This window comes from Pseudomonas sp. B7(2017) (assembly GCF_002112745.1).
GTDB classification, from domain to species: domain Bacteria; phylum Pseudomonadota; class Gammaproteobacteria; order Pseudomonadales; family Pseudomonadaceae; genus Aquipseudomonas; species Aquipseudomonas ekonensis.
In genome coordinates this window covers 107,776-133,502 of sequence record NZ_NEIP01000014.1, presented here as the reverse complement: position 1 = coordinate 133,502, position 25,727 = coordinate 107,776, and the positions used below count along the sequence as shown (strand labels likewise).

The following is a 25,727-nucleotide window of genomic DNA, read 5'->3' as shown; positions in this document are numbered from 1 at the left end:
ACAGACATCGAATCCCCTGTGGGAGCGGGCGTGCCCGCGAAGGCGGTGAGTCATCCTGCGATGATGCCGGCCGATCCGGCGTTTTCGCGGGCAACCCCGCTCGCACTGGGGCCGACCCTGGATTTCAACGAAGTGAACCTGACGCTCGGGCGCACGACGATCCTGGACAACGTCACCTTCACGGTGCGGCCCGGCAGCGTGCACGCGCTGGTCGGCCCCAACGGCGGCGGCAAGAGTTCGCTGATCAAGACCCTGCTCGGCCAGATGCCCCACCAGGGCCGGCTCACCCTGCAGTGGCCCGGCGAGCCCGGCACCATCGGCTACGTGCCGCAGGCGCTGGAGTTCGACCGGGGCCTGCCGATGACCGTCGATGACTTCATGGCCGCCATGTGCCAGCGCCGCCCGGCGTTCCTCGGCCTGAGCCGGCACTACGCCGGGGCCATCGGCGATGCGCTGGAACGGGTCGGCATGCAGGACAAGCGCAAGCGCCGGATGGGCGCGCTGTCCGGCGGCGAACGCCAACGGGTGCTGCTGGCCCAGGGCCTGATCCCGGCGCCGCAACTGCTGGTGCTCGACGAGCCGATGTCGGCGCTGGACGAAGCCGGGATCCAGGTGTTCGAACGCCTGCTCGGCGACTGGCGCGCCGCCGGCATCACCGTGCTGTGGATCGAGCACGACCTGGAAGCGGTCGGCCGTCTGGCCGATCACGTCACCGGCCTCAGCCGCCGGGTGCTGTTCGACGCCCCGCCGCAACAGGCCCTGACCCCGGAACGCCTGCTGACCCTGTTCTCGACCCACCCACGGAGCGCTGCGCAATGAGTTACGAAGCCTTTCGGCTGATGGTCCAAGGCTGGGCCTCCTCCGGTTATCTGCCCGAGGCGCTGGCCTATGGTTTTGTGGTCAATGCCTTGCTCGCCGGCCTGCTGATCGGCCCGGTGCTGGGCGGCCTCGGCACCTTGGTTGTGGTCAAGCGCTTTGCGTTCTTCTCCGAAGCGGTCGGCCACGCCGCGTTGACCGGCGTGGCCATCGGCATCCTGCTCGGCGAGCCCTACACCGGCCCTTACGGCAGCCTGTTCGGCTACTGCCTGCTGTTCGGCATCCTGCTCAATTACCTGCGCAACCGCACCGGCCTGGCGCCGGACACCCTGATCGGCGTGTTCCTGTCGGTGTCCCTGGCCCTCGGCGCCAGCCTGCTGCTGATCCTGGCCGGCAAGATCAACGTGCACATCCTGGAGAACGTCCTGTTCGGCTCGGTGCTGACGGTCAACGGCAACGACCTGCTGGTGCTGGCCATCGTCGGTGCGCTGGTGATGGCCCTGGCCCTGCCGCTGTACAACCGGATCATGCTCGCCAGCTTCAACCCGCAACTGGCGGCGGTGCGCGGGGTGGCGGTCAAGGCGCTGGACTACCTGTTCGTGATCCTGGTGACGCTGATCACCGTCGCGGCGGTGAAGGTCATCGGCGCGATCCTGGTCGGCGCCCTGCTGGTGATCCCGGCCGCGGCCGCGCGCCTGCTGAGCCAGTCGCTCAAGGGCTTCTTCTGGTGCTCGGTGCTGATCGCCACCGTGAGCACCCTGTGCGGGATCCTGGCGCCCATCGTGTTCGACCTGCCGGTGCCGTCCGGCGCCGCGATCATCCTGGTCGCCGGCCTCGCCTTCGCCCTCGCCGCCGTCGCGCGCGGCGTCGTCCCCAGCCTGAAAGGGAACCTCGGATAAATGACTTTTGCATTGCGACGACTGACCCTGGCCCTCGCCCTGTGCGGCGCGGTCTCCACCTCCGTCATGGCCGCCGACGGCACCGGGCCGCTGCGGGTGCTGGCCTCGCTGCCGATCACCTACGGCCTGGGCGAAACGCTGCTCAAAGGCACGGCCGTCAGCCTGGAACGCGCGGCGCCGGCCAACCTGCCGGGCAGCCGCCAGACCGCCTACTTCAGCGGTCGCGGCGCCCCGGCGCTGAGCAAGCTGGCGACCGGCGCCGATGCGGTGATCGGCGTGCGCTCGTTGTGGGCCGATGATCCGCTGTACCCGATGGCCCGGCGCAGCAACATCCGCATCGTCGAGGTCGACGCCGCCCGGCCCGTGGACGGCGCCCTGCCCGGCATCGCCGTGCAGCCGGGCCTCAAGGTCGACGGCCTGAACAGCCAACCGTGGCTGGCGGGCAACAACATGGGGCGCATGGCCGATGTGATGGCGGCGGACCTGGTACGCCTGGCGCCGCAGGACAAGCCGAAGATCGAAGCCAACCTGGCGGCGCTGAAACAGCGTCTGCTCAAGCTCAACGCCGACACCGAGGCGCGGCTGGCGAGCGCCGACAACCTGAGCGTGATGAGCCTGAGCGACCATTTCGGGTATCTGATCGGCAGCCTCAACCTGGACCTGGCCGGCCAGGATGCACGGCCGGACGCCGAGTGGACGCCGGAGGACCTGAAAGGGCTCACCGCCACCCTGAAGGACAACGACGTGGCGGTGGTGCTGCATCACCGCGAGCCTTCCCCGGCGCTGAAGGCGGCGATTGCCGACGCGGGCAGCCGCTTGGTGGTGCTGGGCACCGACGGGGCGGATCCGGTGGCCGAGCTGGAGGGCAATGTGGATCTGCTGCTCAAGGGCTTGAGCGGCACGTAACCTCATCCGCAACCGTGTCATCGTTCATCGCCAGCAGGCTGGCTCCCACAGGGATTGCCGGCGCCTGACCTTTGTGGGAGCCAGCCTGGTGGCGATGAGGCCCTACCGGCCCTGACAAAAACCGCAGGCAAGAAAAAACCCGCTGACCGTCACCGGTCCAGCGGGTTTTTCTTTGGCCGACGGCTTACTGGGCAGCCGCTTGCGCTTCCATCTTCTGGCGCAGGCTCAGCGGACGCATGTCGGTCCAGACCTCTTCGATGTAGGCCAGGCACTCTTTCTTCATGCCGCTTTTGCCCACGGTGCGCCAGCCTTGCGGCACGGCCTTGTAGTCCGGCCAGATCGAGTACTGCTCTTCGTGGTTGACCACGACCTGAAAGAGGATGTCCTCGCGGTCGAATACTGACGTCATGCTGTGTCTCCATCGCTGTAAGGGTGGGCTGCACGAACGGTGCAGCCGGGTATGTAGAAGGAACGTTCGGCGCGGCGAAAAATTTACAGGTCCGCGGTCGCGGCGGCCAAGGCACGGCCAAAGATCCCGGCGACGCGGTCGATTTCCGCTGCGGTGATCACCAGCGGCGGCAGGAACCGCACCACCGCGCCATGGCGGCCGCCCAGTTCCAGGATCAGGCCGCGCTTGAGGCATTCGCGCTGCACCAGCGGCGCCAGGCGGGCGAAGGCCGGCGGGTGGCCCAAGGCGTCCGGCGCCCCCTGCGGATCGACCAGTTCGACCCCGAGCATCAGGCCGCGGCCGCGGATGTCGCCCAGCTGCGGGAAGTCCCGCTGCAGCAGGCGCAAATGCTCGCTCAGACGCTCGCCCATGGCGGCGGCATGCTCGCAGACCTTGTGCTCGACCAGGAAACGCATCACCGCAGAGCCGGCGGCCATCGCCATCTGGTTGCCGCGGAACGTACCGGCGTGGGCCCCCGGCTGCCATTTGTCGAGCCATTCGCGGTAGACCACCACCGCCAGCGGCAGGCTGCCGCCGATGGCCTTGGACAGCACCACCACGTCCGGCACGATGCCGGCGTGCTCGAAGGCGAACATCTTGCCGGTGCGGGCGAAACCGCTCTGGATCTCGTCGACGATCAGCGCCACGCCGGCCTTCTCGGTGATGCGGCGCAGGCCGCGCAGCCACTCGATGTCCGCCGGGATCACCCCGCCCTCGCCCTGCACCGCCTCGACGATCACCGCCGCCGGCAACTGCACGCCGGCCTCGGGGTCGTTGAGCAGGTTCTCCAGGTAGCTGAGGTTGGCGTTCACGCCGGCGGCGCCGCCGAGGCCAAACGGGCAGCGGTAGTCGTACGGGAACGGCATGAACTGCACGCCGTTGCTGAGCAGCGCGCCCAGCGGCCGCTTCGGCCCCAGGCTGCCCATCAGGCTCAGCGCGCCCTGGCTCATGCCGTGGTAGCCGCCGGCGAACGACAGCACGGTGCTGCGCCCGGTGGCGGTGCGCACCAGTTTCAGCGCGGCTTCCACGGCGTCGGTGCCGGTCGGGCCGCAGAACTGGATTTTCGCTTCCGCGGCCAATGCCTGCGGCAACAGGCCGAACAGGTCCTGGACGAACCGGTCCTTGACCGGGGTGGTCAGGTCGAGGGTGTGCAGCGGCAGCTCATCGGCCAGCACCTGCTGGATCGCCTCGATCACCACCGGGTGGTTGTGCCCCAGCGCCAGGGTGCCGGCACCGGCCAGGCAGTCGATGAAGCGACGGCCTTCGACGTCTTCGACATACAGGCCCTTGGCGCGCTTGAGCGCCAGCGGAATGCGCCGCGGGTAACTGCGGGCGTTGGACTCCTGGCGGCTCTGGCGGGCCAGCAGCGGCGACTCGTTGAACTGGTACAGCGTTTCCGCCGGTTCGTGGCCGGTTTCGGCCGGCGATGTTTCGATTTGGCTGGTGGCGACTGACATCTCTCGACCCCTCAATGCGCTATGGATAGTGACCAAAACTGCACACCACGCAGGTGCGCGTTCCGGTCATGGAGCGCACATGCAGGTTTTCCTGTTCTGGAAACGCTTAAGCGCGTCGAGGATTTACACCCTTGATCGCCGGTCAGGCCGACAACGGCAACCGTTTGTGCATCGGCAGCGCCTGCACGCCGTGGTGGAGCTGGCGCGGCGCCGACTCGCAATAGCCCAGGCGCCGGTAGAAGGCTTCACCCGCGCGGGTGCTGCGCAGTGTCGCGCGGGGCGTTCCGCGGATCCGCAGCCAGCCTTCGAGATCCCCCATCAGCGCCCGCCCGGCCCCACGGCGGAACCACTCCGGCTGCACGTGGCACAGGGTGACATCGCCGCAGGCCGCCGCCATGCCGACCCCGACCGGCTTGTCCTGCAGCAGTGCGATGTTCAGGTAGCGCTCGGGATCGGCCAGCCAGGCGCGGATGTGCTCGGGCGATTGCCGACGGATCCAGTGGTCGACCAGTTGCGCGTCGTTGCGGTGGTCGAGGGCGCAACCGACCCGGATCGAGCGCTCGACGATGCGGCTGATCACGCCGGCATCGCGCAAGGTGGCCGGGCAGATGTAGATGGAGGCGTCCATGTCGCGGTTTCCTCAGTCCGTTGAGTCAGGCTGAGCAGGACGATAGCGGTGCGGCGGGCGCATCGCCAATGTGCAGGCGTTACATTTGATGTGAGCGGCGCAACATCTCGCGGGAGCCAGCCTGCTGGCGATGACGTCGGTCAAGGCACCGCAAAGGTGCCTGGTTCAGGCCGGTTGCAGCGGCATGGTCAGCTCGACGCGCAGGCCGTCGGGGCGGCTGTCGAAATGCAGGGTGCAGGCGCAGCGCTGGACAATCGCCTGGACGATCGCCAGCCCCAGGCCGCAGCCGGTGCTCTGGCCGTTGCGCCAGAAGCGCTGGGTCAGGTGCTGAAGGTCGTCCGAGGCGATGCCGGGGCCGTGGTCGCGCACCACGAAACGCACGCGGTTGCCGCTGGTTTCCAGGCTCAGCTCCACCGGCCCGTCCGCCGGGGTGTGGCGCAGGGCATTGTCGAGCAGGTTGCGCAGGGCCGCGATGGACAGCACCGCCGGCATCTGCAGCGGCGCGGCCGACAACCGCTCCGGCAAGTGCAGCCGGATCCGCTGGCGCTGGTCGCTGGCCGAATCCTGGATCGCCAGTTTCGCCACTTGCTCGGCGCTGCACTGCACGCCGTCATCGAACGACAGGCTGCCCTCCACCCGGGCCAGCAACAGCAGTTGCTCCAGGGTGCGGTGCAGCCGGTCGGCGCCCTCCTCGGCCCGGGCCAATGACTGGTCGCGGGCGCTGCCGTCGGTCATGCGCGCCACTTGCAGGTGGGTCTTGATCGCCGTCAGCGGGCTGCGCAGCTCATGGGCGGCGTCGCCGGTCAGGCGGCGTTCGCGCTCGATGGTCTTGCCGATGCGCAGGAACAGCTGGTTCTGGGTTTCGAGCAGCGGTTTCAGTTCGCTGGGGAAGGCCTGGATCTGCAACGGCTCCAGCGAATCGGCGTTGCGCCGCATCAAGGCTTCGCGCAGGCGGTTGAGCGGCGTCAGCCCCTGGCCGATCCCCAGCCACAGCAGGCACAGGCAGCCCAGCAACGCCACGCCCACCGGCACCGAGGCCGCCAGCAGGATCGACATGTTCAGGGCCTCGCGCTCGATCACCCGGTCCGCCGTGGTGATCCGCACATCGCCCCGGGCCAGGGTGAAGGTGCGCCACGGCGCGCCGTCGATCATCTGGTCGTGGAAGCCCATTTTTTGCGCTTCCAGCGCCTGTTCCGGGTTGTTGTGGCTGCGGGCGAGGATCTCGCCGCGCAACGAACTGACCTGGCAGGCCATGCCGCCGGGGATGTTCAGTTGCTCGGCGCTGAAATGGGTGCCCTCGCCCTTGCCCGGCAACGCCGGCAATTGCTCCAGCAGCCCCGCGACCATCCGCGCCGACGCCACCAGGCGCTGGTCGAGGGAGAACATCATCTGGTTGCGCAGGTCGCTGAGCATCCAGGCGGCGGCCAGGGCCCAGATCAGCGCGAAGGCGGCGCCGAGGGTCAGGCTCAGGCGCAGGCGCAGGCTCATCACTTGTCGGAATCTCCGCCGTCGGCCGGGCCCAGGCGGTAGCCCAGGCCGCGCACGGTTTCCACGATGCCTTTGCCCAGTTTGCTGCGCAGGTGGTGGATGTGCACGTTGAGCGCGTTGCTTTCCAGCTCGTCGTTGAACCCGTAGACGCTGTCCTTCAACTGCTCGGTCGACAGCACCCGGCCGCGGTTGTGCAGCAGGGCCTGCAACAGCGACTGCTCGCGCCGCGACAGGTCCACCGGCCGGCCTGCGAGGGTGGTTTCGCGGCTGCTCGGGTCGTAGGTCAGCGCACCGTGCTCGATCAGGTTGACGCTGCGCCCCGCCACCCGCCGCAACAGGGTCTGCAGGCGGGCGAACAGTTCGCGCAGGTCGAAAGGCTTGAGCAGGTAATCGTCGGCGCCGGCCTGCAGGCCGTCGACCCGGTCGGTGACCGAGTCCCGCGCGGTGAGGATCAGCACCGGAATCTCCAGGCCCTGCTGGCGCAACTGCTGCAACAGCTTGAGGCCGTCTTCGTCGGGCAGGCCGAGATCCAGTACCATCACGTCGAATTCCGCGACCTTGAGCATCGCCCGCGCCTTGGAGGCGGTGTTGACGTGCTCGACGGTCAGGCCTTGGGCCGTCAGCCCCGCGACGATGCCGCTGGCGATCAACTCGTCGTCTTCGCAAACCAGTACGTGCATGGTGGATCCCGTAGAAAAAGGCAGATTAGGCCGCCGGCCGATTAAGCCGACATTATGCCCCGAACGCCGCACCGACAAGGGCGCGGCGGTTAATCATCGGTTAATCGCCGCGCGCCACTGTGCACCTCAATTGCACAGGGACAAGGCTCCTCCATGCGTCATTTCTTTCTCTTTTTTGCGTTGCTGATCTCCACGCTGGCCCAGGCCGGCAACAATCCGTTCGACGCCAAGCCCGAGTTCCTGCCGGTCGACAAGGCGTTCGTGCTGACGTCCGAACGCTTGGAATCCGGCGAAACCCAGCTGTTCTGGCAGATCACCGACGGCTATTACCTGTATCAGAAACGTCTGAAATTGGATGGCCTGAGCACCGACCGGCAACCGGCCCTGCCCGAGGGCGAGTCCCACAGCGACGAGTTTTTCGGTGAGCAACCGGTGTACCGCCAGGGCCTGGAGCTGAAGATCCCGGCCGACGCCAGCGGCCAGATCAAGGTCAGCTATCAGGGCTGCGCCGACGCCGGCCTGTGCTATCCGCCACAGACCCGAGTCATCGACCTCGGCGGTCAGGCGACTGCGGCCACGGGCACCGAGGCGCCGGATCAGGCCCTGGCCAGCGGCCTGCAGCAGCGGGCGCTGGGCTGGAGCCTGCTGGTGTTCTTCGGCCTCGGGCTGTTGCTGGCATTCACCCCGTGCTCGCTGCCGATGCTGCCGATCCTGGCGGGCATGATCGTCGGCAGCGGCGCCACCCCGCGACGCGGTTTTGCCCTGGCCGGCAGTTATGTGATCTGCATGGCGCTGGTCTACGCGGCGATGGGCGTGGTGGCGGCCTCGCTGGGCGCGAACCTGCAGGCGTGGTTGCAGAACCCCTGGCTGCTGGGGGCCTTCGCGGCGATTTTCGTGGTGCTGGCGCTGCCGATGTTCGGGTTCTTCGAGCTGCAGTTGCCGGTGGCGTTGCGCGACCGGCTGGAGCACGCCTCGCGCAGCCGCACCGGCGGCAGCCTGATCGGTGCCGGGGTGCTGGGGGCGTTGTCCGGCCTGCTGGTCGGCCCGTGCATGACCGCACCGCTGGCCGGCGCCCTGCTCTACATCGCCCAGAGCGGCAACGCCGTGCACGGCGGGCTGATCCTGTTCGCCCTGGGCATCGGCATCGGTGTGCCGCTGCTGGTGCTGGTGACGGTGGGCAATCGCTTCCTGCCCAAGCCCGGCGCCTGGATGAACCTGCTCAAAGGCGTGTTCGGTTTCCTGTTCCTGGCCACCGCGCTGCTGATGCTGCGTCCGGTGCTGGATCCCGTGCTGTGGCTGGGCCTGTGCGGCGCCCTGCTGCTGATCGCCGCGTACAGCGCCTGGAAACAGTCCGAAGGCTTCGGCCGCGTCGCCCATGTGTTCGGCGCCGGTTCGCTGCTGTTGGGCCTGTGGGGCAGCCTGCTGGTGGTCGGCGCGGCCGGCGGCAGCGACGATCCGTACCGGCCGTTGCAGGTCTACAGCGCCGGACGCGACGGTGCAGCGCCCCCCGACAGCCACGACGCCTTCACCACCATCAAGGATCCCGCCGCCCTGGCCCGTGAGCTGGATGCGGCAAAGGCCCTGGGCCAGTGGGTGATGCTCGACTACTACGCGGACTGGTGCGTGTCGTGCAAGGTCATGGAGAAGCAGGTGTTCGGCCAGGCCCGGGTGATGCAGGCGTTGAGCGACGTGCGCTTGCTCCGGATCGACGTCACCGCCGACAATGCCGCCAGCCGCGAACTGCTCGGCCGTTACAAAGTGCCGGGACCGCCGAGTTTCGTGTGGATCGGCGCCGACGGCGAAGAGCGGCGCAGCCGGCGCATCACCGGCGAAGTGAGCGCCGACGCCTTCCTGCAACACTGGACCATCACCCGAGACGCCCGTTAATGCTGACCTTCACCCTCGGCACCTTTGCCATCGCGCTCAACCACCTGCTGCTGATCAGTGCATTGGCGCTGGCGACGTTCGTCGGCTGGCGGGTGGCCAAGCGTGGCGGGGACAATCCCGAGTCGGCGCTGTTCAGCCTGTTCCTGCTCGGCCTGCTGGCGGCGCGCATCGCGTTCGTGGCCGTGTACTGGGGCCATTACCGCAGCGATCCCTGGCAGATCATCGACCTGCGCGACGGCGGCTTCCTCGCCTGGCCGGGGGTGATCGCGCTGCTGCTCGCCGCCCTGTACCGCGGCTGGCGCCGGCCGGGCCTGCGCCGCCCGCTGGGCTTCGGCGTGGCGAGCGGCGTGGGCTTCTGGCTGCTGGCGACCTTGGCGCTGGGCATCTATGAACAAGGCACGCGCCTGCCGCAGATCACCCTGCGCAACGCCGCCGGGGAAACCGTGAAACTGACCGACTACCGGGGCGGGCCGCTGGTGATCAACCTGTGGGCCACCTGGTGCCCGCCGTGCCGGCGGGAAATGCCGGTGCTGGAGAACGCCCAGCAGCAGCGCCCGGATCTGACGTTCCTGTTCGTCAACCAGGCCGAGAGCATGCAGAGCGTGGCCACCTTTCTTGAGACCCAGGGCCTGAGCCTGAACAACGTCCTGTTCGACCGCAGCGGGCGCCTGGGCCAGGCCGTGGGTTCCATGGCCTTGCCGACCACCTTGTTCTACAGTCCGGACGGGCGCCTGCTGGGCAGCCACCTGGGCGAACTGTCGAACGCCAGCCTGGCCCGCGCCCTGGAAAACTTCGACACCCCCGATTCGAACCCGAACGCCGCACCGGCCACCTCTGCAAGGAAACTGCCATGCCCCGCCTCCGCCACCTGCTGACGCTGACCCTGGGCGCTGCCCTGCTGCATCTGCCGTCCGTGCAGGCCGCTGAAGAACTGCCCGACGCGATCAAGAAGATCGAAGCCAAGGGCGCGAAGATCGTCGGCCGCTTCGACGCCCCGGACGGCCTGCGCGGCTATGCGGCGCAGTACCAGAACCGTGGCATGGCGCTGTACCTGACGCCCGACGGCAAGCACGTGCTGCTGGGCAACCTGTACGACGCCGACGGCAACGACCTGAGCAGCGAGCCGCTGCAGAAGCTGGTCTACGCGCCGATGGCCAAGGAGATCTGGGGCAAGTTCGAGGCGAGCAACTGGATTCAGGACGGCAACAAGGACGCCCCGCGCACCGTGTACCTGTTCAGCGATCCGAACTGCCCGTACTGCAACATGTTCTGGGAGCAGGCCCGTCCCTGGGTCAAGGCCGGCAAGGTGCAGCTGCGCCACATCATGGTCGGCATCATCCGCGAGGACAGCCCGGGCAAGTCCGCCGCATTGCTGGCGGCCAAGGATCCGGCCAAGGCCCTGGAAGACCACGAGAAGGCCGGCAAGGGCAGCTCGCTCAAGGCAATGAAGGACGTCCCGGCGGCGGTGCAGGCCAAGCTGGAGGCGAACATGCAACTGATGGACGAGCTGGAGCTGCAGGCCACCCCGGCGATCTTCTACATGGACGACAAGGGCGAGCTGCAGCAACAGCAAGGGGCGCCGGCGCCGGACAAACTGGCGAAGATCCTGGGGCCCAAGTAACGCCGGCTTTTGCAGGCAGCGCCGTTCACACATTGTTCTGCGGTGAACGCAGGCTCTGCATTCACCCGAGACTTCCTGTGGGAGCCAGCCTGCTGGCGATGGCGGTGGGTCAGGCAACGGTGATGCTGGCTGTGCCGGCTTCATCGCTGGCAAGCCAGCTCCCACAGGTTTGGCGGCGACAGGTTCTGCAGACATCCGAGATTCCCTGTGGAAGCCGGCCTGCTGGCTATGGCGGTGGGTCAGGCGATAAAGATGTCGGCTGTACCGGCCTCATCGCGGGCAAGCCCGCTCCCACAGGTTCTGGAGGCGGCCGCAGATTCCGCATACATCCGAGATTCCTTGTGGGAGCCAGCCTGCTGGCGATGGCGGTGGGTCTGCCAACGGTGATGCTGGCTGTGCCGGCCTCATCGCTGGCAGGCAAGCTCCTACAGGTTTTGGCTGCGGCACGAAACCGGGCCTAGCGGTTGCGCTCGCTCAGGAACGTGAACAGCACCTCGGTCACGAACGCCGGGTTCTCCAGGTTGGAGATGTGCCCCGCCTCCGGCACCAGCACGCACGGGCAGCCGATCAGCTCCGCCATTTCCTGTGCCTCCGTCGGCGGACGCGGTTTGTCCTGGTCGCCGCACACCACCAGCGTGGTCGCTGCATCCAGTTCCCCCAGACGCGGCAGCAGATCATCCCGCCCGAAGGTGATGCGCCCCATCGGCACGATGCTTTCGCGCAGGCGCTGCGGCGAGTAGCCCGCCAGTTTCGCGCGAAAGTCCTGGTACAGCGCCGACGCCTTGTCGATGCCCGGGCGGAAGAAGATCGGCACGACGATGTCCAGCAGTTGCTCGGAAATCGCGCCGCTCTCTTCGATCTGCTTGAACAGGGAGAAGTAGTACTGACGGGTCGGCTCCGGCTCGACGCCGACGTAGGTGTCCATCAGCACCAGGCCGTTGAGCCGCTGCGGCGCCGACAGCGCCAGGCGCACGCCCCACATGCCGCCCACCGACAGGCCGGCGAGGGTGACCCGGTCGATGTCCAGGTGATCGAGCAGCGCCAGGGCCTGGCGGGCGATGTCGTCCAGCGACGCGGTGCCTTCGGGCAAGCGCCCGGACTCGCCGTGACCCCACAGGTCTAACGCGATCACCCGGTAGTGCGGCGACAGCGCGGCGATCTGCGGCGCCCACATGGCCTCGTCCCACAGGTAGCTGCCGGCCAGGAGCAGCGCCGGGCCCGAGCCTTGATCCGTGTAGTGCAGCGCTTGTCCGTCCACCGTGAAAAAGGGCATCCATCACCTCCGCGAGAAAAAGAGAACCGGCAGACTGAGCTGCCGGTTCGTTGTCGTCAACCTTGGAAATGTACGGCAATGTACAAGACGGTTTTGCGGTGGTTTTGCAGACGCCATCGCCAGCAGGCTGGCTCCCACAGGATTCTCAGTCGTTCGCAGGCCTAGCGGACGGCCACAATACCTGCTGGCAATGGCGGTCGCCCTGCCAACACCGAGGCTGCATGTGTCGGCCTCATCGCTGGCAAGCCGAGTCGTCGCACCGCAGCTCCCACAGGTTTTGCGGTGTCCGCCATTTCTGCACTCACCCAAGATCCTGTGGGAGCCAGCCTGCTGGCGATGGGGCCGGCGCGGCCCCGGCGATTAAAACCCTTCCAGTTCCGCCATCAGGTCATTGAGCCGGTCCGCCTTGTCCGCGGTGATGTCGTTGGCCACCAGTCCTTCGATGTACTCGGCCAGCTCCGCCACCGTGCTGCACTCGAACATCGCCCGCAGCGGCACGTCCCGTTGCAGGGCCTTCTGCACCCGCGAGGCGATCTGCGTGGCCAGCAGCGAATGGCCGCCGAGCTCGAAGAAGTTGTCGCGTACGCCCACCTTCTCCACCTTCAGCACCTCGGCCCAGATGTCGGCCAGGGTCTGCTCCAGTTCGCTGCGCGGCGCCAGGTAGTCCTGGCTCTGCAACTGGCCGATCTCCAGCGCCGGCAAGGCCTTGCGGTCGAGCTTGCCGTTGGCGTTGAGCGGCAGGCGGTCCAGCCACAGCCAGTGCAGCGGCACCATGTACTCCGGCAATTCGGCGCGCAGGCGCTGCTTGATCCGCTCCAGCCGTTCGGCCGGGCTGAGTGCCGAATCGGCCGCCACCAGATAACCGACCAGGTGCTTGCCGTTGGCGCCCTCCTGCACGCCGACCGCGCCGTCGCGGACTTCCGGCTGCTCGTGCAGACGCGCCTCGATCTCGCCCAGTTCGATCCGGTAGCCGCGGATCTTCACTTGATGGTCGACCCGGCCGACGTACTCCAGCACACCGTCGCTGCGACGGCGGGCCAGGTCACCGGTGCGGTACAGCCGCTCGCCCGGCGCACCGAACGGGTTCGGCACGAACACCGGTGCGGTGCGCAGCGGATCGCTGACGTAACCACGGCCGACCCCGGTGCCCGCCACGCACAGCTCGCCCACGGCACCCAACGGCACCAGGTCCAGCGCACCGTCGAGCAGGTACAGCAGGTTATTGTCGGTCGGCGTGCCGATCGGCAGGTAACTGCCGCGGGTCGAGGCCAGGTCGACCCGGAAGAACGCCACGTCGTCCGAACATTCCGCAGGACCGTAGGCGTTCACCAGACCGATGTCCGGGTAACGCAGCAGCCATTGGTGCGCCAGCTCCGGCGGCATCGCCTCGCCGGTCGGCAGCATCCAGCGCAGGCCGTCCAGGCTCAGGCGGTCCGAGGCAAGCATGCCCTGGATCAGCGACGGCACGCTTTCCAGCACGGTGATGCCCTGCTGCTGCACGTGCACCAGCAAGCCTTGCGGATCGTGGGCGATGGTGTTCGGCACAATGTCCACCCGCGCGCCGAACAGCGGCGCGGCGAGGAACTGCCAGACCGAAATGTCGAAGCTCTGCGAGGCGGTCTGGGCGATCACGTCGGCGTCGCTCAGGTTCAGGTACGGCACCTTGCTCAACTGGTTGTTGAGCATGCCGCGCTGCTCGACCATCACGCCTTTGGGCAGGCCGGTGGAGCCCGATGTGTAGATCACGTAGGCCAGGTTGTCCGGGCCGCTGTAGATGCCTGGGTCGGACGACGCTTGCGCGCCGGCCTGAACCTCTTCCCACACCAGCAGACGCGGACGGTTGGCGCAGCCGGACTCATCGAGCAAGGCTTGGGCCTGTTCGCGGCACGCCTCGCTGCACACCAGCACCGGCGTGCGGCTCAGTTCGATGATGCGGCTCAGGCGCTGGCTCGGCAGGCCCGGATCCAGCGGCAGGTAGCCGGCGCCGGCCTTGAAGCTGCCGATGATCATGCCCAGCAGGTCGAGGCTACGCTCGGCCAGCAGCGCCACCGGTTGATCCATCCGCACCCCGGCCGCGACCAGCGCGTGGCCGAGACGGTTGGCGCGCAGGTTCAGGTCGGCGTAGCTCTGGCGCTGGTCGAGGCAACTGGCGGCGATGCGCTGTGGGTGCGCCGCCACCTGCGCTTCGAACAGTTCGACGTAGCTCGTCTCCAGCGGATAGTCGTGGCCGCTCCGGTTGCAGCCGTGCAGCAGGAAGTCCTGCTCGTCGGCGCCCAGCAGCGGCAGGTCGGCCATGTCGCCATGGAAGCCGTCCACCAGCGCCAGCAGCAGGCGCTTGAACTCGCCGAGCATGCGCTCGACCGTCGATTCGTCGAAGTAGCGCTGGTCGTAGGACAGGTGCAGGCCGAGGTCGTCGCCCGGGTAGCACACCGCCGTCAGCGGGAAGTTGGTGTGGGTGCGGCCCGAGTCCGAGGTGGCGTTGAGGCTCTGCGCCCGATCCAGCACCGAGACCTCCACCGGGGCGTTCTCGAACACGAACAGGCTGTCGAACAGCGGCTGGCCCTTGGGCAGTTCGCTCTGCTCCTGGATGTTCACCAGCGGCAGGTATTCGTACTCGCGCAGCTGCATATTGCTGTCGAGCAGGCCATTGAGCCACTGGCGCACGCCGCAGCGCTGGTCGTCCGCCGGGATCTGCACCCGCAGCGCGATGCTGTTGATGAACAGCCCCACGGTACGCTGCATCTGCGGCATCTCCACCGGGCGGCCGGCCACGGTGACGCCGAACAGCACGTCACGGTCGCCGCTCAGGCGGCGCAGCACCAGCGCCCACGCCGCCTGGGCGAAGGTGTTGACGGTCAGCTGATGGGCCTGGGCCAGTTCGCGCAGACGCGCGCCGTCCTGCACATCGAGACGGGTGTAGCGGTCGCCGACGATCATGCCGCCGCTCTCGCCGGCGTGCTCACGCAGGAACGGCCGGTCGCTCGGGATCGGCGTGGTGCGCTCGAACCCTTGCAGGTTCTGCTGCCACCACTGGCGCGCTTCGGCCAGGCTCTGGCGCTGCAGCCAGCCGATGTAGTCGCGGTAGCGCGGCGGCACGGCCAGTTGCGCCTCGCGGCCTTCACCGAGGGCGGTGTAGATCTCGAAGAAATCGTTCATCAGCAGCGAGCGGCACCAGGCATCGATGAGGATGTGGTGGTTGCTCATCATGAACCAATAGCGCGCCGCGCCGACCTTGATCAGGCGCAGGTGGAACGGCGCCTGGTTGAGCAGATCGAACCCGGCCTCGCGCTCGGCCTTGAGCAGCGCCTGGAGTTTCGGCTCCTGCTCGGCGTCGGCGACCGCGCTCCAGTCCAGGTACTCGATCGGCGTGCGGCCCGGGGTGTGGATCACCTGCAGCATGTCTTCGCCGACGTTCCAGCAGAACGAGGCGCGCAAGGCTTCGTGACGGGCCGCCACCGCTTGCCACGCCTGGGCGAAGCGCTCGGGGTCGAGCTCGCTGTTGATGCGGTAGCGATCCTGCATGTAGTACAGGCCGGTGCCCGGTTCGAGCAGGGTGTGCAGCAGCATGCCCTCCTGCATCGGGGTCAGCGGGTACACGTCTTCGATCTGCGCCGCCGGCACCGGCAACGCGTCGAGCTGGGCCTGGGTCAGCTGCGCCAGCGGGAAGTCGGACGGCGTCAGGCCGCCCGCGCCGTCTTGCAGGCAGTGGCCGATCAGGCTCTGCAGCTCGCCGATGTAAGCATCGGCCAGATCCTGGATGGTCTGCGGATCGTAGCGCTCGGCGCTGAAGGTCCAGCGCAACTGCAACTCGCCGCCGGACACCTGGCCGTCGACGCTCAGCTCGTTCGGCAGCGGGGCTTGCGGATCGTGGGCGGCGCCGACCGGTTCGTCCACCGGACGGAACAGCGCGTCGTTGCCCAGGGTCTGGTCGAGCTGGCCGAGGTAGTTGAAGGTGACCGGCGCGTTCGGCAGCGCCGCCATGCTGTCGCGGCTGGTGCCGTCGGCCAGGTAGCGCAGCACGCCATAGCCCAGGCCCTTGTGCGGAACCGCACGCAATTGCTCTTTGATCGCCTTGATCGACGCGCCCTGGCCGGCCGCCTCTTCGATGCCGTGCGGGGTCAGGCGCAACGGGTAAGCACTGGTGAACCAGCCGACGGTGCGGGTCAGGTCGATGTCGTCGAACAGGGTTTCGCGGCCGTGGCCTTCCAGCTGGACGAGCGCCGACGGTTGGCCGCTCCAGCGGCACAGCACGCGGGCCAGCGCGGTCAGCAGCAGGTCGTTGACCTGGGTGCGGTAGGCGCTCGGCGCCTGTTGCAGCAACTGCCGGGTGCGCTCGGCATCCAGTTGCACATTGACGGTTTGCCCGTGACGGTTCTGGCGCCCGCCCTCGGGGTTCTCGCACGGCAGCCCGGCCACAGGACCTGCCAGTTGCGCTTGCCACCAGCCCAGTTCCTCACGCAGGGATTCGCTGCCGGCGTAGGCCTGCAGACGCGCCGCCCAGTCCTTGAAGGCGCTGGTCTTGGCCGGCAGGTTCACCGACTGCCCGGCATCGAGCTGTCGGTACACGGTCTGCAGGTCGTCGAGCAGCACGCGCCATGACACCCCATCGACCACCAGGTGGTGGATGGCGATGAACAGACGCTGCTGGCCTTCCGGCCCATCGACCAGCACCGCACGCAGCAGCGGCCCGTGTTCCAGGTCGAGGCTGCGCTGGGCGTCGGCGAACAGCGAGGCGCACTTGTCCATGGACGGCACGCGCACTTGCCACAGCACGGCAGCCTCGGTCAGCGGTTGATGGTTCGCCTGCCATTCGCCATGGGCTTCGGTGAAGCGCAGGCGCAGGGCGTCGTGCTGTTCGATCACCGCCAGCAGCGCCTGCTCCAGGCGATGGGGTTCCAGCGCGGTGGCAGGCGCCAGCAGCAACGCCTGGTTCCAGTGCTGGCGCTCGGTGATTTCCGTGTCGAAGAACCAATGCTGGATCGGCGTCAGGCGCGATTCGCCCGTCACCAGCCCTTGCTCGGCGGTCACGGTTTCGCTGCGGCTGGCCACAGCGGCCAGGGTCTGCACCGTCTGGTGCTGGAACAGGTCGCGCGGGCTGAAATGGATGCCCTGCTGCCGCGCACGGCTGACCACCTGGATCGACAGGATCGAGTCGCCGCCCAGTTCGAAGAAGTTGTCGTTGAGGCCGACCTGCGTAACGTTCAGAACCTCGCACCAGATCTGCGCCAGGGTCTGCTCCAGCTCGTTGCTCGGCGCCACGTAGTCCTGGCGGTTGAGCGCAGGGTCCGGTGCCGGCAAGGCGCGGCGGTCGAGCTTGCCGTTGGCGGTCAGCGGCATGCTGGCCAGCAGGATCAGGTGGGTCGGCACCATGTAGTCCGGCAGTTGCGCCTTGAGGTGCGCCTTGAGCGCTTCGCGCAGCGCGGCCTGATGCGTCTCGTCCTGTTCAGCCACGTCGGTGACGAGGTAGCCGACCAGTTGCTTGCCGCTCGGCGCGTCCAGCGCCAGCACCACGGCTTCGCGGATCGCCTCGTGGTCCAACAGACGGGTTTCGATTTCCCCCAGTTCGATGCGGAAGCCGCGGATCTTCACCTGATGGTCGATCCGGCCCATGTACTCCACCAGACCGTCGGCGCCCTGGCGCACCAGGTCGCCGGTGCGGTACATGCGCCCGCCGTCGGCGGCGAACGGGTCCGCCACGAAGCGTTCGGACGTGATGCCCGCCCGCTCGTGATAACCCACGGCCAGGCCGGCGCCGCCGACGTACAGCTCGCCCGTCGCGCCTTGCGGCACCAGCGCCAGGTCGGCGTCGAGGATGTAGGCGACGCGGTCGCCGATCACGCTGCCGATCGGCACACTGCCGGCGCCCTCCTCCAGCACCTCCGGCGCCAGGCTCGCCAGCGGCATGACCACGGTTTCGGTGGGGCCGTAGGCGTTGAAGAACACGCTCGGCTTGAACGCGGCGCGGATCCGTTGCAGGTGCTCGCCGGTCAGCGCTTCGCCGCCGGTGATGATCATCCGCACCGGCAAAGTCTGGCTTTGCGTCGCCAGCCACTGCGCCAACTGGCTGCCGTAGCTTGGGGTGAAGCCGAGGATGCTGATGCGGTGCGCGCGGATCAGGCCGCAGATTTCCTCGGCGTCCCATTGCCCTTGGGCACGCAGCACCACGTGGGCGCCACTGAGCAGCGGCACCAGCAGACGCTCGGTGGCGGCGTCGAAGTTGATCGAATAGAAGTGCAGCTCGCAATCGTCCGGGCGCATGCCGAAGCGTTCGATCACGGCCTGGCAATGCATGGCGATCTCGCCGTGGGACACCACCACGCCTTTCGGCTTGCCGGTGGAGCCCGAGGTGTAGATCAGGTACGCCTGATGCTGCGGCAGGCTGATGAACGGCAGTTCGCCGGACGGCTGGCCGGCCAGCTCGGCGCTGTCGTCCTCCAGGCACCAGCGCGCCACCTTCGGCGGCAACTCGCCCAGGGCGGCGAACATCGCCCGGTCGCTGAGCAGCAAGCCGACGCCGCTGTCCTCGATCATGTAATGCAGGCGGTCGAGCGGGTATTCCGGATCCAGCGGCACATAGGCGCCGCCGGCCTTGAGGATCGCCAGCAGGCCGATGACCATCTCCAGCGACCGCTCAAGCGCCAGGCCGACCCGCACCTGCGGGCCGACGCCGCGCTCGCGCAGCGCCCAGGCCAGGCGGTTGGCGCGGGCGTCGAGCTCGGCGTAGCTCAGGGTCTGCCCGGCGAAGGTCAGGGCCGGCGCGTCTTTGCGCGCCAGCGCCTGCTCGGCGAACAGGTGATGGATGCACTGGTCGAGACGATGCTCGCCGGCCTCGACGCCGAGGCTGTCGAGCAGGCGCTGGCGCTCCGGCGCGTCCAGCAGCGGCAGTTCGCTGAGGGGCCGCTGCGGGTCGGCGATCAGCGCCTTCAGCAGGTTGCGCCAATGCCCGGCCATGCGGGCGATGGTCGGCTCATCGAAGAGGTCGGTGCTGTAGGTCAGGCAGCAGCCCAGACGGTGGTCGAGGTCGGTGACTTCCAGGTTGAGGTCGAACTTGGTCGCCCGTGCGTCGTTGACCAGGTACTCGACGGTCATGCCGGCCAGGGTGCGGGTCTGCTGGAATTCCCAGCGCTGCACGTTGCACATCACCTGGAACAGCGGGTTGTAGGCGGCGCTGCGCGGTGGCTGCAACGCTTCCACCAAATGATCGAACGGCAGGTCCTGATGGGACTGGCCTTCGATCACGGTGTGGCGCACATGGTCGAACAGCTCGGCCACCGTCATCCGCCCGTCGAGCTGGCAGCGCAGCACCTGGGTGTTGAGGAATGCGCCGATCAGCCCTTCGCTTTCCGGGCGGATGCGGTTGGCCACCGGTGCACCGATGCGCAGGTCGGTCTGGCCGCTGTAGCGGTAGAGCAAGGTGGCCAGCGCGGCGGTCATGGTCATGAACAGGGTCAGGCCGTTCTGCGCGTTGAAGGCGCGCACGCGGGCGGCCAGGTCATCGCTCAGGTCGAAGCGGAACAGTTCGCCCCGGTGGCTCTGCACCGGCGGACGCGGACGGTCGCCCGGCAGTTCCAGCAGCGGGTGTTCGCGGCCCAGCTGGGCGGTCCAGTAGTCGAGCTGACGCTGGCGTTCGCCGGACTCCAGCCACTGGCGCTGCCAGACGCTGTAGTCGAGGTACTGCACCGGCAGCGGTTCCAGCGGCGAGTCGCGGTCGTCGACGAACGCTTCGTACAGCGCGCTGAGTTCCCGGGCGAAGATGTCCATCGCCCAGCCTTCGGTGACGATGTGGTGCAGGGTCAGGACGAAGTAGTGCTCCTGCTCGGCGGTCTTGACCAGGCAGGCGCGCAGCAGCGGACCGGTTTCCAGGTCGAACGGCCGGTGCGCCTCTTCATCGGCCAGTTGCTGGACTTTCTGCTCGCGGACTTCGGCCGGGTGCTTGGAGAAATCCTTCCAGTCCATACGCAGGCCGGTTTCGGCATGCACCTGCTGACGGGCCACGCCATCGACGCTCGGGAACGTGGTGCGCAGGGTTTCGTGACGCAGGATCAGCGCTTGCAGCGCCGCTTCGAAGCGCCCGACATCCAGCACCCCGCGCAGGCGCGCCATGCCGCCGACGTTGTACGCCGGGCTGTCCGGCTCCATCTGCCAGAGGAACCACATGCGCTGCTGCGAATAGGACAGCGGCACCGGCCGGCTGCGGTCGACCTTCTCGATCGGCGGCTGCTTGTTGGTGCGGCCGCTGGCCTGGATCAGGCGGATCTGCTCGGCGAAACCGCCGAGCTCGCTGTGCTCGAACAGCGCCCGCAGCGGCAGTTCGACGTCGCAGGCCTGGCGGGTGCGGGAAATGATTTGGGTGGCCAGCAGCGAATGACCGCCGAGGGCGAAGAAATCGTCGCGCAGGCCGACCTGCGACAGGCCCAGCACCTCTCGCCAGATCGCGGCGATCTGGCGTTCCAGTTCGCTGACCGGTTCGACGTGCTCGCGCACCTGCCACTGCGGCTCGGGCAAGGCACGGCGGTCGAGCTTGCCGCTGGGGCTCAGCGGCATTTCGTCCAGGCGCATCAGTTGCGCCGGCACCATGTATTCCGGCAGTTCGGCGGCGAGGGCGGTTTTCAGGCGGGCGATTTGCGCCTCCTGGTCCTCGCTGGCATCGCCGGCGGTGAAGTAGCCGATCAGTTGCGGGCCGGCGGCGGTGTCGCGCACCAGCACGGCAGCCTGGGCGACGCCGTCCTGCGCCAGCAGGCGCGCTTCGATCTCTTGCGGCTCGACCCGGAAGCCCCGCAGCTTGACCTGCTGATCGAGGCGGCCGAGGTATTCGATCACGCCGTCGTTCGTCCAGCGTGCCCGGTCGCCGGTGCGGTACAGGCGCGCGCCCGGCTCGCCCGACGGATCGGTCACGAAACGTTCGGCGGTCAGCGCCGGCCGCCCGAGGTAACCGCGGGCCAGGCCGATGCCGCTGATGCACAGCTCACCCGGCACCCCGGCCGGCACCGGGTTGAGGTCGCTGTCGAGCACCCGGCAGATCACGTTGCCCAGCGGGCGGCCGATCGGCGAACGCTCGCCGTCGGCCTCGCTGCACTGCCAGTGGGTGACGTTGATGGCGGTTTCGGTCGGGCCGTAGCGGTTGTGCAGTTGCGCAGCCGGCAGTTGCGCCAGCACGCGGTTGCGCAGTTCCGCCGGCAGCGCTTCGCCGCCGGAGAACACCCGGCGCAGGCTGGTGCATTCGGCGCTCAGGGGTTCGTCGATGAACAGCGACAGCAGCGGCGGCACGAAGTGCAGCGTGGTCACGCCGTACTGCTGCACCAGTTCGGCGATGCGGTGCGGATCGCGGTGCTCGCCGGGGCCGGCGATCAGCAGGCGCGCGCCGGTGATCAGCGGCCAGAAGCATTCCCACACCGACACGTCGAAACTGATCGGCGCCTTCTGCATCAGCACGTCGCTGTCGTTCAGCTGATAAGTGGCCTGCATCCATTGCAGACGCTCGGCCAGGGCGCCATGGGTGTTGCCCACGCCTTTGGGCTGGCCGGTGGAGCCGGAGGTGTAGATCACGTAAGCAAGGTTGTCGCCGTGCAGGTGCAGGCCCGGCGCCTGGCTCGGCCAGGTGTCCAGGTGCAGGCTGTCCATGGCGATGACGCTGACGCCGTCGCAGGCCGGCAGGCGGTCGAGCAACGTGGTCTGGGTCAGCAGCAGCCCGACGCCGCTGTCGGCCAGCATGTAGGCCAGGCGTTCGGCGGGGTAGTCCGGATCCAGCGGCACATAGGCGCCGCCGGCCTTGATGATCGCAAGCAAGCCGATCAGCAACTGCGGCGAACGTTCGGCGGCGATGGCCACGCAGACGTCCGGGCCGACGCCCTTGTCGCGCAGGTAATGGGCCAGGCGGTTGGCGCGGGCGTGCAGCTCGGCGAGGTCGAGGCTGCCGCCGTCCCACACCAGCGCGGTGCGCTCCGGGGTTTGCCGCACCTGCTCGTTGAGCAGCTCCGGCAGCCATTGCTGCGCGGCGGCGCACGGCGCGCTGCTCCACTCATCCTGGCGCGACAGTTCGTGGGCCGTCAGCAGTTGCAGGTCGCCGATGGCCGCTTGCGGGCGCTCGCAGGCATCGGCCAGCAGACGGGTGAAATGCTCCGCCAGGCGCTCGACGGTGGCGAGGTCGAACAGTTCGTCGGCGTAGTCGAACGACAGGGTCAGACGCCCGTTGCGGTCTTCCTCGCTGTGCAGCTGCAGGTCGAACTTGGCCTCGCGGCTGTGCCACGGCAGCTCTTCGGCGAGCAGGCCCGGCAGGCGCTTGAGGGCGCTCAGGTCGCGTTGCTGATGGTTGAACATGACCTGGAACAGGCCTTGCTCGCGGGCCTTGGGGAAGGCTTCGAGCAGTTGCTCGAACGGCAGGTCCTGGTGGGCCTGGGCGCCGAGCGCGGCCTCACGGGTGCGGGCCAGCAGTTCGCTGAACGGCAGGCGCGGCTCCACTTCGGCGCGCAGCACCTGGGTGTTGATGAAGAAGCCGATCAGGCCTTGGGTCTCCAGGCGCGGACGGTTGGCGTTGGGCACGCCGATGCGGATGTCGCGCTGGCCGCTGTAGCGGTGCAGCAGACTCTGGAACGCCGACAGCAACAGCATGAACGGTGTCGCCGCCTGGGCCTGTGCGGCGTTGCGCACCGCCTCGCTGAGGCTGACGCTCAGCCGCACGGTATGGCGGGCGGCGCTGCCGGCCTGACGGGCCGAGCGCGGGTGGTCGGTGGCCAGCTCCAGGGTCGGTTGCTCGTCTCCCAACTGCGCTTTCCAGTAGGCCAGTTGCCGCTCGCCTTCGCCCTGGGCCAGCCACTGGCGCTGCCAGCTGCCGTAGTCGGCGTAGCGGGTCGGCAGCGGCGCCAGCTCCGCCCGCTGGCCTTGGGACGCGGCGGCGTACAGGCGCGAGAACTCGTCGATCAGCACGTTCAGCGACCAGCCGTCGGCGATGATGTGGTGCAGCGTCACCAGCAGTAGGTGGTCTTCATCGTCGAGGCGGATCAGGGTCACCCACAGCAGCGGGCCCTTCTCCAGGTCGAACTGGGTGCACGCCTCGTCTTCGCGGATCTGCTGCGCACGGGCCTCGCGCTCGGCGCCCGGCAGGTCGCTGAGGTCGATCCGCTGCAGCTCGAACCCGCCGGCAGGCAGCACCTGCTGCAGGGCCACGCCGTCGCGCTCGAAGAAGCGGGTGCGCAGGGATTCGTGGCGCTCGACCAGTTGCTGGAAGCTGGCGCTCAGGGCGTCCTCATCGAGTTCGCCGCGCAGGCGCAGGCCGCCGGGAATGTTGTAGACGCTGCTGTGCGGGTCGAGTTGCCAGGTGATCCACAGACGGTTCTGCGCCAAGGACTGCGGCAACGCTTCGTGAAGCGGCAACGCGGTGATTTCGCCCTGGGCGCTGCCGCCGTCCTGTTGCTGCTGCGCCGCGGCAACGGCGAACGCGCTCAGGGTCGGGGCTTCGAACAGCAGGCGCAGGTTGAGCTCCAGGCCCAGCGCTTCGCGCACCTTGGCGATCACCTGGGCGGCGGCGATGGAGTTGCCGCCGAGCAGGAAGAAATGGTCGTCGGCGTTGACCTGTTTGACATTCAAGTGTTCGGCCCAGATCTGGCCGATGCGCGCCTCAAGTTCAGAGGCCGAGGCAACCGGTGCCTGACCTTCTGCGGTCGCGGACGGGAACACCGCGTAGCTGTCGAGGCTGCCGTCGGCCAAGCGGTTACGGCACGCCGAGCGTTGCAGCTTGCCGCTGGAGGTCTTCGGCAATGCGCCCGGATTGAGCAGCACCACCACGCTCGGCGCTTCCTGATAGGCCTCGGCCACGGCCTGGCGGATCGCTTTGATCAGCGCCTCCGGCGGCAGGATTTTCTGTACGCTGCGGCTGATCTCCGCCGCGATGCCGATGCCCTCCTCGCCGTTCCGGGTGACCGCGAACGCCGCCACGCGGCCCTTGCGCACCACTTCCACTTCGTTCTCGACGGTCTTCTCGATGTCCTGCGGGTACAGGTTGTGGCCGCGCACGATCAGCATGTCTTTCAGGCGGCCGGTGATGAACAGCTCACCCTCGCGGAAAAAGCCCAGGTCGCCGGTGCGCAGCCAGGTCTGGCCGGCGTGCTGGACGAAGGTCTTGGCGGTGGCCTCGGGGTTGCGCCAGTAGCCGTGGGCGATGCTCGGCCCGGCCGCCCAGACTTCGCCGACGGTGTTGTCGGCCAGCTCTTGCAGGGTGACCGGATCGACGATCAGCACCGCGTGCTGCGGCTGGCTGATGCCGCAGCTCATCACCGGGCTGCCCTCTCCCGCTTCGGCGCGGTTTTGCGCCAGTGCCGCGTCGTCCACGCGCAGGGCCGGAATGCCCTGGCCGCGCGGCGTGCCGGCGACGAACAGGGTCGCTTCGGCCAAGCCGTAGGACGCCATGAAGCTGTCCTCGCTGAAGCCGCAGGCGGTGAATTTCTCGGCAAAACGCTCCAGGGTGTCGAGGCGGATCGGCTCGGAGCCGGAGTACGCCACGCGCCAGCGGCTCAGGTCCAGGCGCTCAAGCGCCGATTCGCTGACCCGCTCGCTGCACAGCCGGTAGGCGAAGTCCGGGCCGCCGCTGATGGTGCCGCCGTATTGGCTGATCGCTTCGAGCCAGCGCAGCGGACGGCCGAGGAAATACGCCGGCGACATCAGGATGCACGGCACGCCGCTGAAGATCGGCTGCAGCAGGCCGCCGATCAGGCCCATGTCGTGGTACAGCGGCAGCCAGCTGACGATCACATCGTCCGGGTTCACGTCGATGCCGAAGCCGTGGCGGATCAGCAATTCATTGGCCACCAGGTTGCCGTGGCTGACCTGCACGCCCTTGGGCAGCGCGGTGGAGCCAGAGGTGTATTGCAGGAAGGCGATGTGGTCGCCAGGCAACGCCGGCTCGACCCAGCGTTCGGCCAGCGCGTCGTCGAGGGTGTCGACGCACAGCAGCGGCGGCGCGCCTTCGATCTGCTGCAAGGCGTCGCGCAGGCCGGCGCTGGTCAGCAGCAGGCGCGGCTCGGCGTCGGCGATGATCGACAGCAGGCGTTCCTGGTGATGGCGCTTGGCAGACTCAGGCGGATAGGCCGGCACGGCGATGACGCCGGCGTACAGGCAGCCGAAGAACGCCGCGACGTAATCCGGGCCGCTGGGAAACAACAGCACCGCACGCTCGCCGAACCCGGCCTCGGCCTGCAGCGCCGCGGCGATCGTGCGCGCACGCCGGTCGAGTTCGGCATAGCTGAGCACCACGGCCTGTTCCTCGGATTCGGCGAGAAAGCGCAAGGCCAGCCGGTCCGGCGTCAGGGCCGCCCGGCGCTGAAGGGCTTGGGCCAGGGTGCTGGGGAGTTCGAACGCGTCGGTCATGAGGTTTCCTGCCTGAATTCGGCTTGCTAGTGGAATCGGGTTCTGCGTCACGCCCGGCGAGGGCGTGCAGGGCGCGGTCTGTGCCGACCGCGCAAGGCATGGGAATGCTGTGTGGCCGGGGCTGCGTGCCCGGAACCATTCACCAATGAGAACGGATGACGTCTTGAAATAATTAGTCGGCAGGCTGGAACCCCCAATGGGGCCGGGAGAGGGGCAACCGCTGCGGCGGTGTGTCGCAGTTCTCGGTTTGCACCGTCATGGATCA

13 protein-coding genes are annotated in these 25,727 nt (G+C 68.1%); 6 read left to right on the top strand and 7 right to left on the bottom strand.

What is annotated here, in order from left to right; translation table 11 throughout:
• Nucleotides 1-63: 63 nt before the first annotated feature.
• The 3 genes from CAG29_RS22245 to CAG29_RS22235 are packed head-to-tail and all read left to right on the top strand — an operon-like array spanning nucleotide 64 to nucleotide 2,621.
• Nucleotides 64-819 (top strand): metal ABC transporter ATP-binding protein, encoded by a 756-nt coding sequence (locus CAG29_RS22245; RefSeq protein WP_170930053.1) that lies wholly within the window; start codon nucleotides 64-66, stop codon nucleotides 817-819.
• A complete protein-coding gene (locus tag CAG29_RS22240; protein WP_085577915.1) occupies nucleotides 816-1,715 on the top strand; it encodes a metal ABC transporter permease in 900 nt (299 codons plus the stop codon). Before CAG29_RS22245 ends, CAG29_RS22240 begins: the two co-directional genes overlap by 4 nt.
• Nucleotides 1,716-2,621, top strand: a complete 906-nt coding sequence (locus tag CAG29_RS22235; protein WP_085695147.1) for a metal ABC transporter solute-binding protein, Zn/Mn family — start codon at nucleotides 1,716-1,718, stop codon at nucleotides 2,619-2,621.
• 184 nt (nucleotides 2,622-2,805) lie between these two features.
• On the opposite strand, the gene CAG29_RS22230 is transcribed toward CAG29_RS22235, so the two are convergent.
• From CAG29_RS22230 to CAG29_RS22210, 5 genes are all read right to left on the bottom strand, one after another.
• On the bottom strand, nucleotides 2,806-3,030 hold the full coding sequence (locus CAG29_RS22230; protein WP_085577917.1) for an MbtH family protein: 225 nt from the start codon (nucleotides 3,028-3,030) through the stop codon (nucleotides 2,806-2,808).
• 83 nt (nucleotides 3,031-3,113) lie between these two features.
• A complete protein-coding gene (locus CAG29_RS22225; RefSeq protein ID WP_085629871.1) occupies nucleotides 3,114-4,526 on the bottom strand; it encodes an aspartate aminotransferase family protein in 1,413 nt (470 codons plus the stop codon).
• A 142-nt stretch (nucleotides 4,527-4,668) separates the two neighbouring features.
• Nucleotides 4,669-5,154 carry a GNAT family N-acetyltransferase gene (locus CAG29_RS22220; RefSeq protein WP_085695146.1) on the bottom strand — a complete coding sequence of 162 codons (486 nt, stop codon included), beginning with the start codon at nucleotides 5,152-5,154 and terminating at the stop codon, nucleotides 4,669-4,671.
• A gap of 165 nt (nucleotides 5,155-5,319) precedes the next feature.
• The gene (locus CAG29_RS22215) at nucleotides 5,320-6,642 is read right to left on the bottom strand and encodes an ATP-binding protein (protein ID WP_085695145.1); all 1,323 of its coding nucleotides are present in this window, start codon (nucleotides 6,640-6,642) and stop codon (nucleotides 5,320-5,322) included.
• Nucleotides 6,642-7,322: a response regulator gene (locus CAG29_RS22210; protein ID WP_085577921.1), complete on the bottom strand. Its 681-nt coding sequence runs from the start codon at nucleotides 7,320-7,322 to the stop codon at nucleotides 6,642-6,644. The genes CAG29_RS22215 and CAG29_RS22210 overlap by 1 nt, the downstream gene beginning before the upstream one ends.
• 153 nt (nucleotides 7,323-7,475) lie before the next feature.
• Here CAG29_RS22210 and dsbD point away from each other — a divergent pair, with 153 nt between their 5' ends.
• From dsbD to dsbG, 3 genes are read left to right on the top strand one after another with little or no spacing between them, the layout of a single operon-like run.
• On the top strand, nucleotides 7,476-9,209 hold the full coding sequence (gene dsbD, locus CAG29_RS22205; RefSeq protein ID WP_085656873.1) for a protein-disulfide reductase DsbD: 1,734 nt from the start codon (nucleotides 7,476-7,478) through the stop codon (nucleotides 9,207-9,209).
• Nucleotides 9,209-10,084, top strand: coding sequence for a TlpA disulfide reductase family protein (locus tag CAG29_RS22200; RefSeq protein ID WP_085656872.1), 876 nt, complete (start codon nucleotides 9,209-9,211; stop codon nucleotides 10,082-10,084). The genes dsbD and CAG29_RS22200 overlap by 1 nt, the downstream gene beginning before the upstream one ends.
• Entirely contained in the window at nucleotides 10,060-10,830 is a 771-nt protein-coding gene (gene dsbG, locus CAG29_RS22195; RefSeq protein WP_085577924.1) for a thiol:disulfide interchange protein DsbG, read from the top strand. Before CAG29_RS22200 ends, dsbG begins: the two co-directional genes overlap by 25 nt.
• A gap of 457 nt (nucleotides 10,831-11,287) precedes the next feature.
• Here the strand turns inward: dsbG and CAG29_RS22190 are convergent, their stop codons facing one another.
• Together CAG29_RS22190 and CAG29_RS22185 are read right to left on the bottom strand one after the other, a co-directional pair.
• On the bottom strand, nucleotides 11,288-12,103 hold the full coding sequence (locus tag CAG29_RS22190; protein ID WP_085577925.1) for an alpha/beta fold hydrolase: 816 nt from the start codon (nucleotides 12,101-12,103) through the stop codon (nucleotides 11,288-11,290).
• 360 nt (nucleotides 12,104-12,463) lie between these two features.
• On the bottom strand, nucleotides 12,464-25,462 hold the full coding sequence (locus CAG29_RS22185; protein ID WP_085695144.1) for a non-ribosomal peptide synthetase: 12,999 nt from the start codon (nucleotides 25,460-25,462) through the stop codon (nucleotides 12,464-12,466).
• Between the last annotated feature and the right edge of the window lie 265 nt (nucleotides 25,463-25,727).

Coding starts and splice junctions, on each gene's coding strand:
- CAG29_RS22245 (WP_170930053.1), top strand. CDS start 64: ATGCCGGCCGATCCGGCGTTTTCGCGGGCAACCCCGCTCGCACTGGGG.
- CAG29_RS22225 (WP_085629871.1), bottom strand. CDS start 4,526: ATGTCAGTCGCCACCAGCCAAATCGAAACATCGCCGGCCGAAACCGGC.
- CAG29_RS22185 (WP_085695144.1), bottom strand. CDS start 25,462: ATGACCGACGCGTTCGAACTCCCCAGCACCCTGGCCCAAGCCCTTCAG.
- CAG29_RS22190 (WP_085577925.1), bottom strand. CDS start 12,103: ATGCCCTTTTTCACGGTGGACGGACAAGCGCTGCACTACACGGATCAA.
- CAG29_RS22240 (WP_085577915.1), top strand. CDS start 816: ATGAGTTACGAAGCCTTTCGGCTGATGGTCCAAGGCTGGGCCTCCTCC.
- CAG29_RS22210 (WP_085577921.1), bottom strand. CDS start 7,322: ATGCACGTACTGGTTTGCGAAGACGACGAGTTGATCGCCAGCGGCATC.
- CAG29_RS22200 (WP_085656872.1), top strand. CDS start 9,209: ATGCTGACCTTCACCCTCGGCACCTTTGCCATCGCGCTCAACCACCTG.
- CAG29_RS22235 (WP_085695147.1), top strand. CDS start 1,716: ATGACTTTTGCATTGCGACGACTGACCCTGGCCCTCGCCCTGTGCGGC.
- CAG29_RS22220 (WP_085695146.1), bottom strand. CDS start 5,154: ATGGACGCCTCCATCTACATCTGCCCGGCCACCTTGCGCGATGCCGGC.
- CAG29_RS22230 (WP_085577917.1), bottom strand. CDS start 3,030: ATGACGTCAGTATTCGACCGCGAGGACATCCTCTTTCAGGTCGTGGTC.
- dsbD (WP_085656873.1), top strand. CDS start 7,476: ATGCGTCATTTCTTTCTCTTTTTTGCGTTGCTGATCTCCACGCTGGCC.
- CAG29_RS22215 (WP_085695145.1), bottom strand. CDS start 6,642: ATGAGCCTGCGCCTGCGCCTGAGCCTGACCCTCGGCGCCGCCTTCGCG.
- dsbG (WP_085577924.1), top strand. CDS start 10,060: ATGCCCCGCCTCCGCCACCTGCTGACGCTGACCCTGGGCGCTGCCCTG.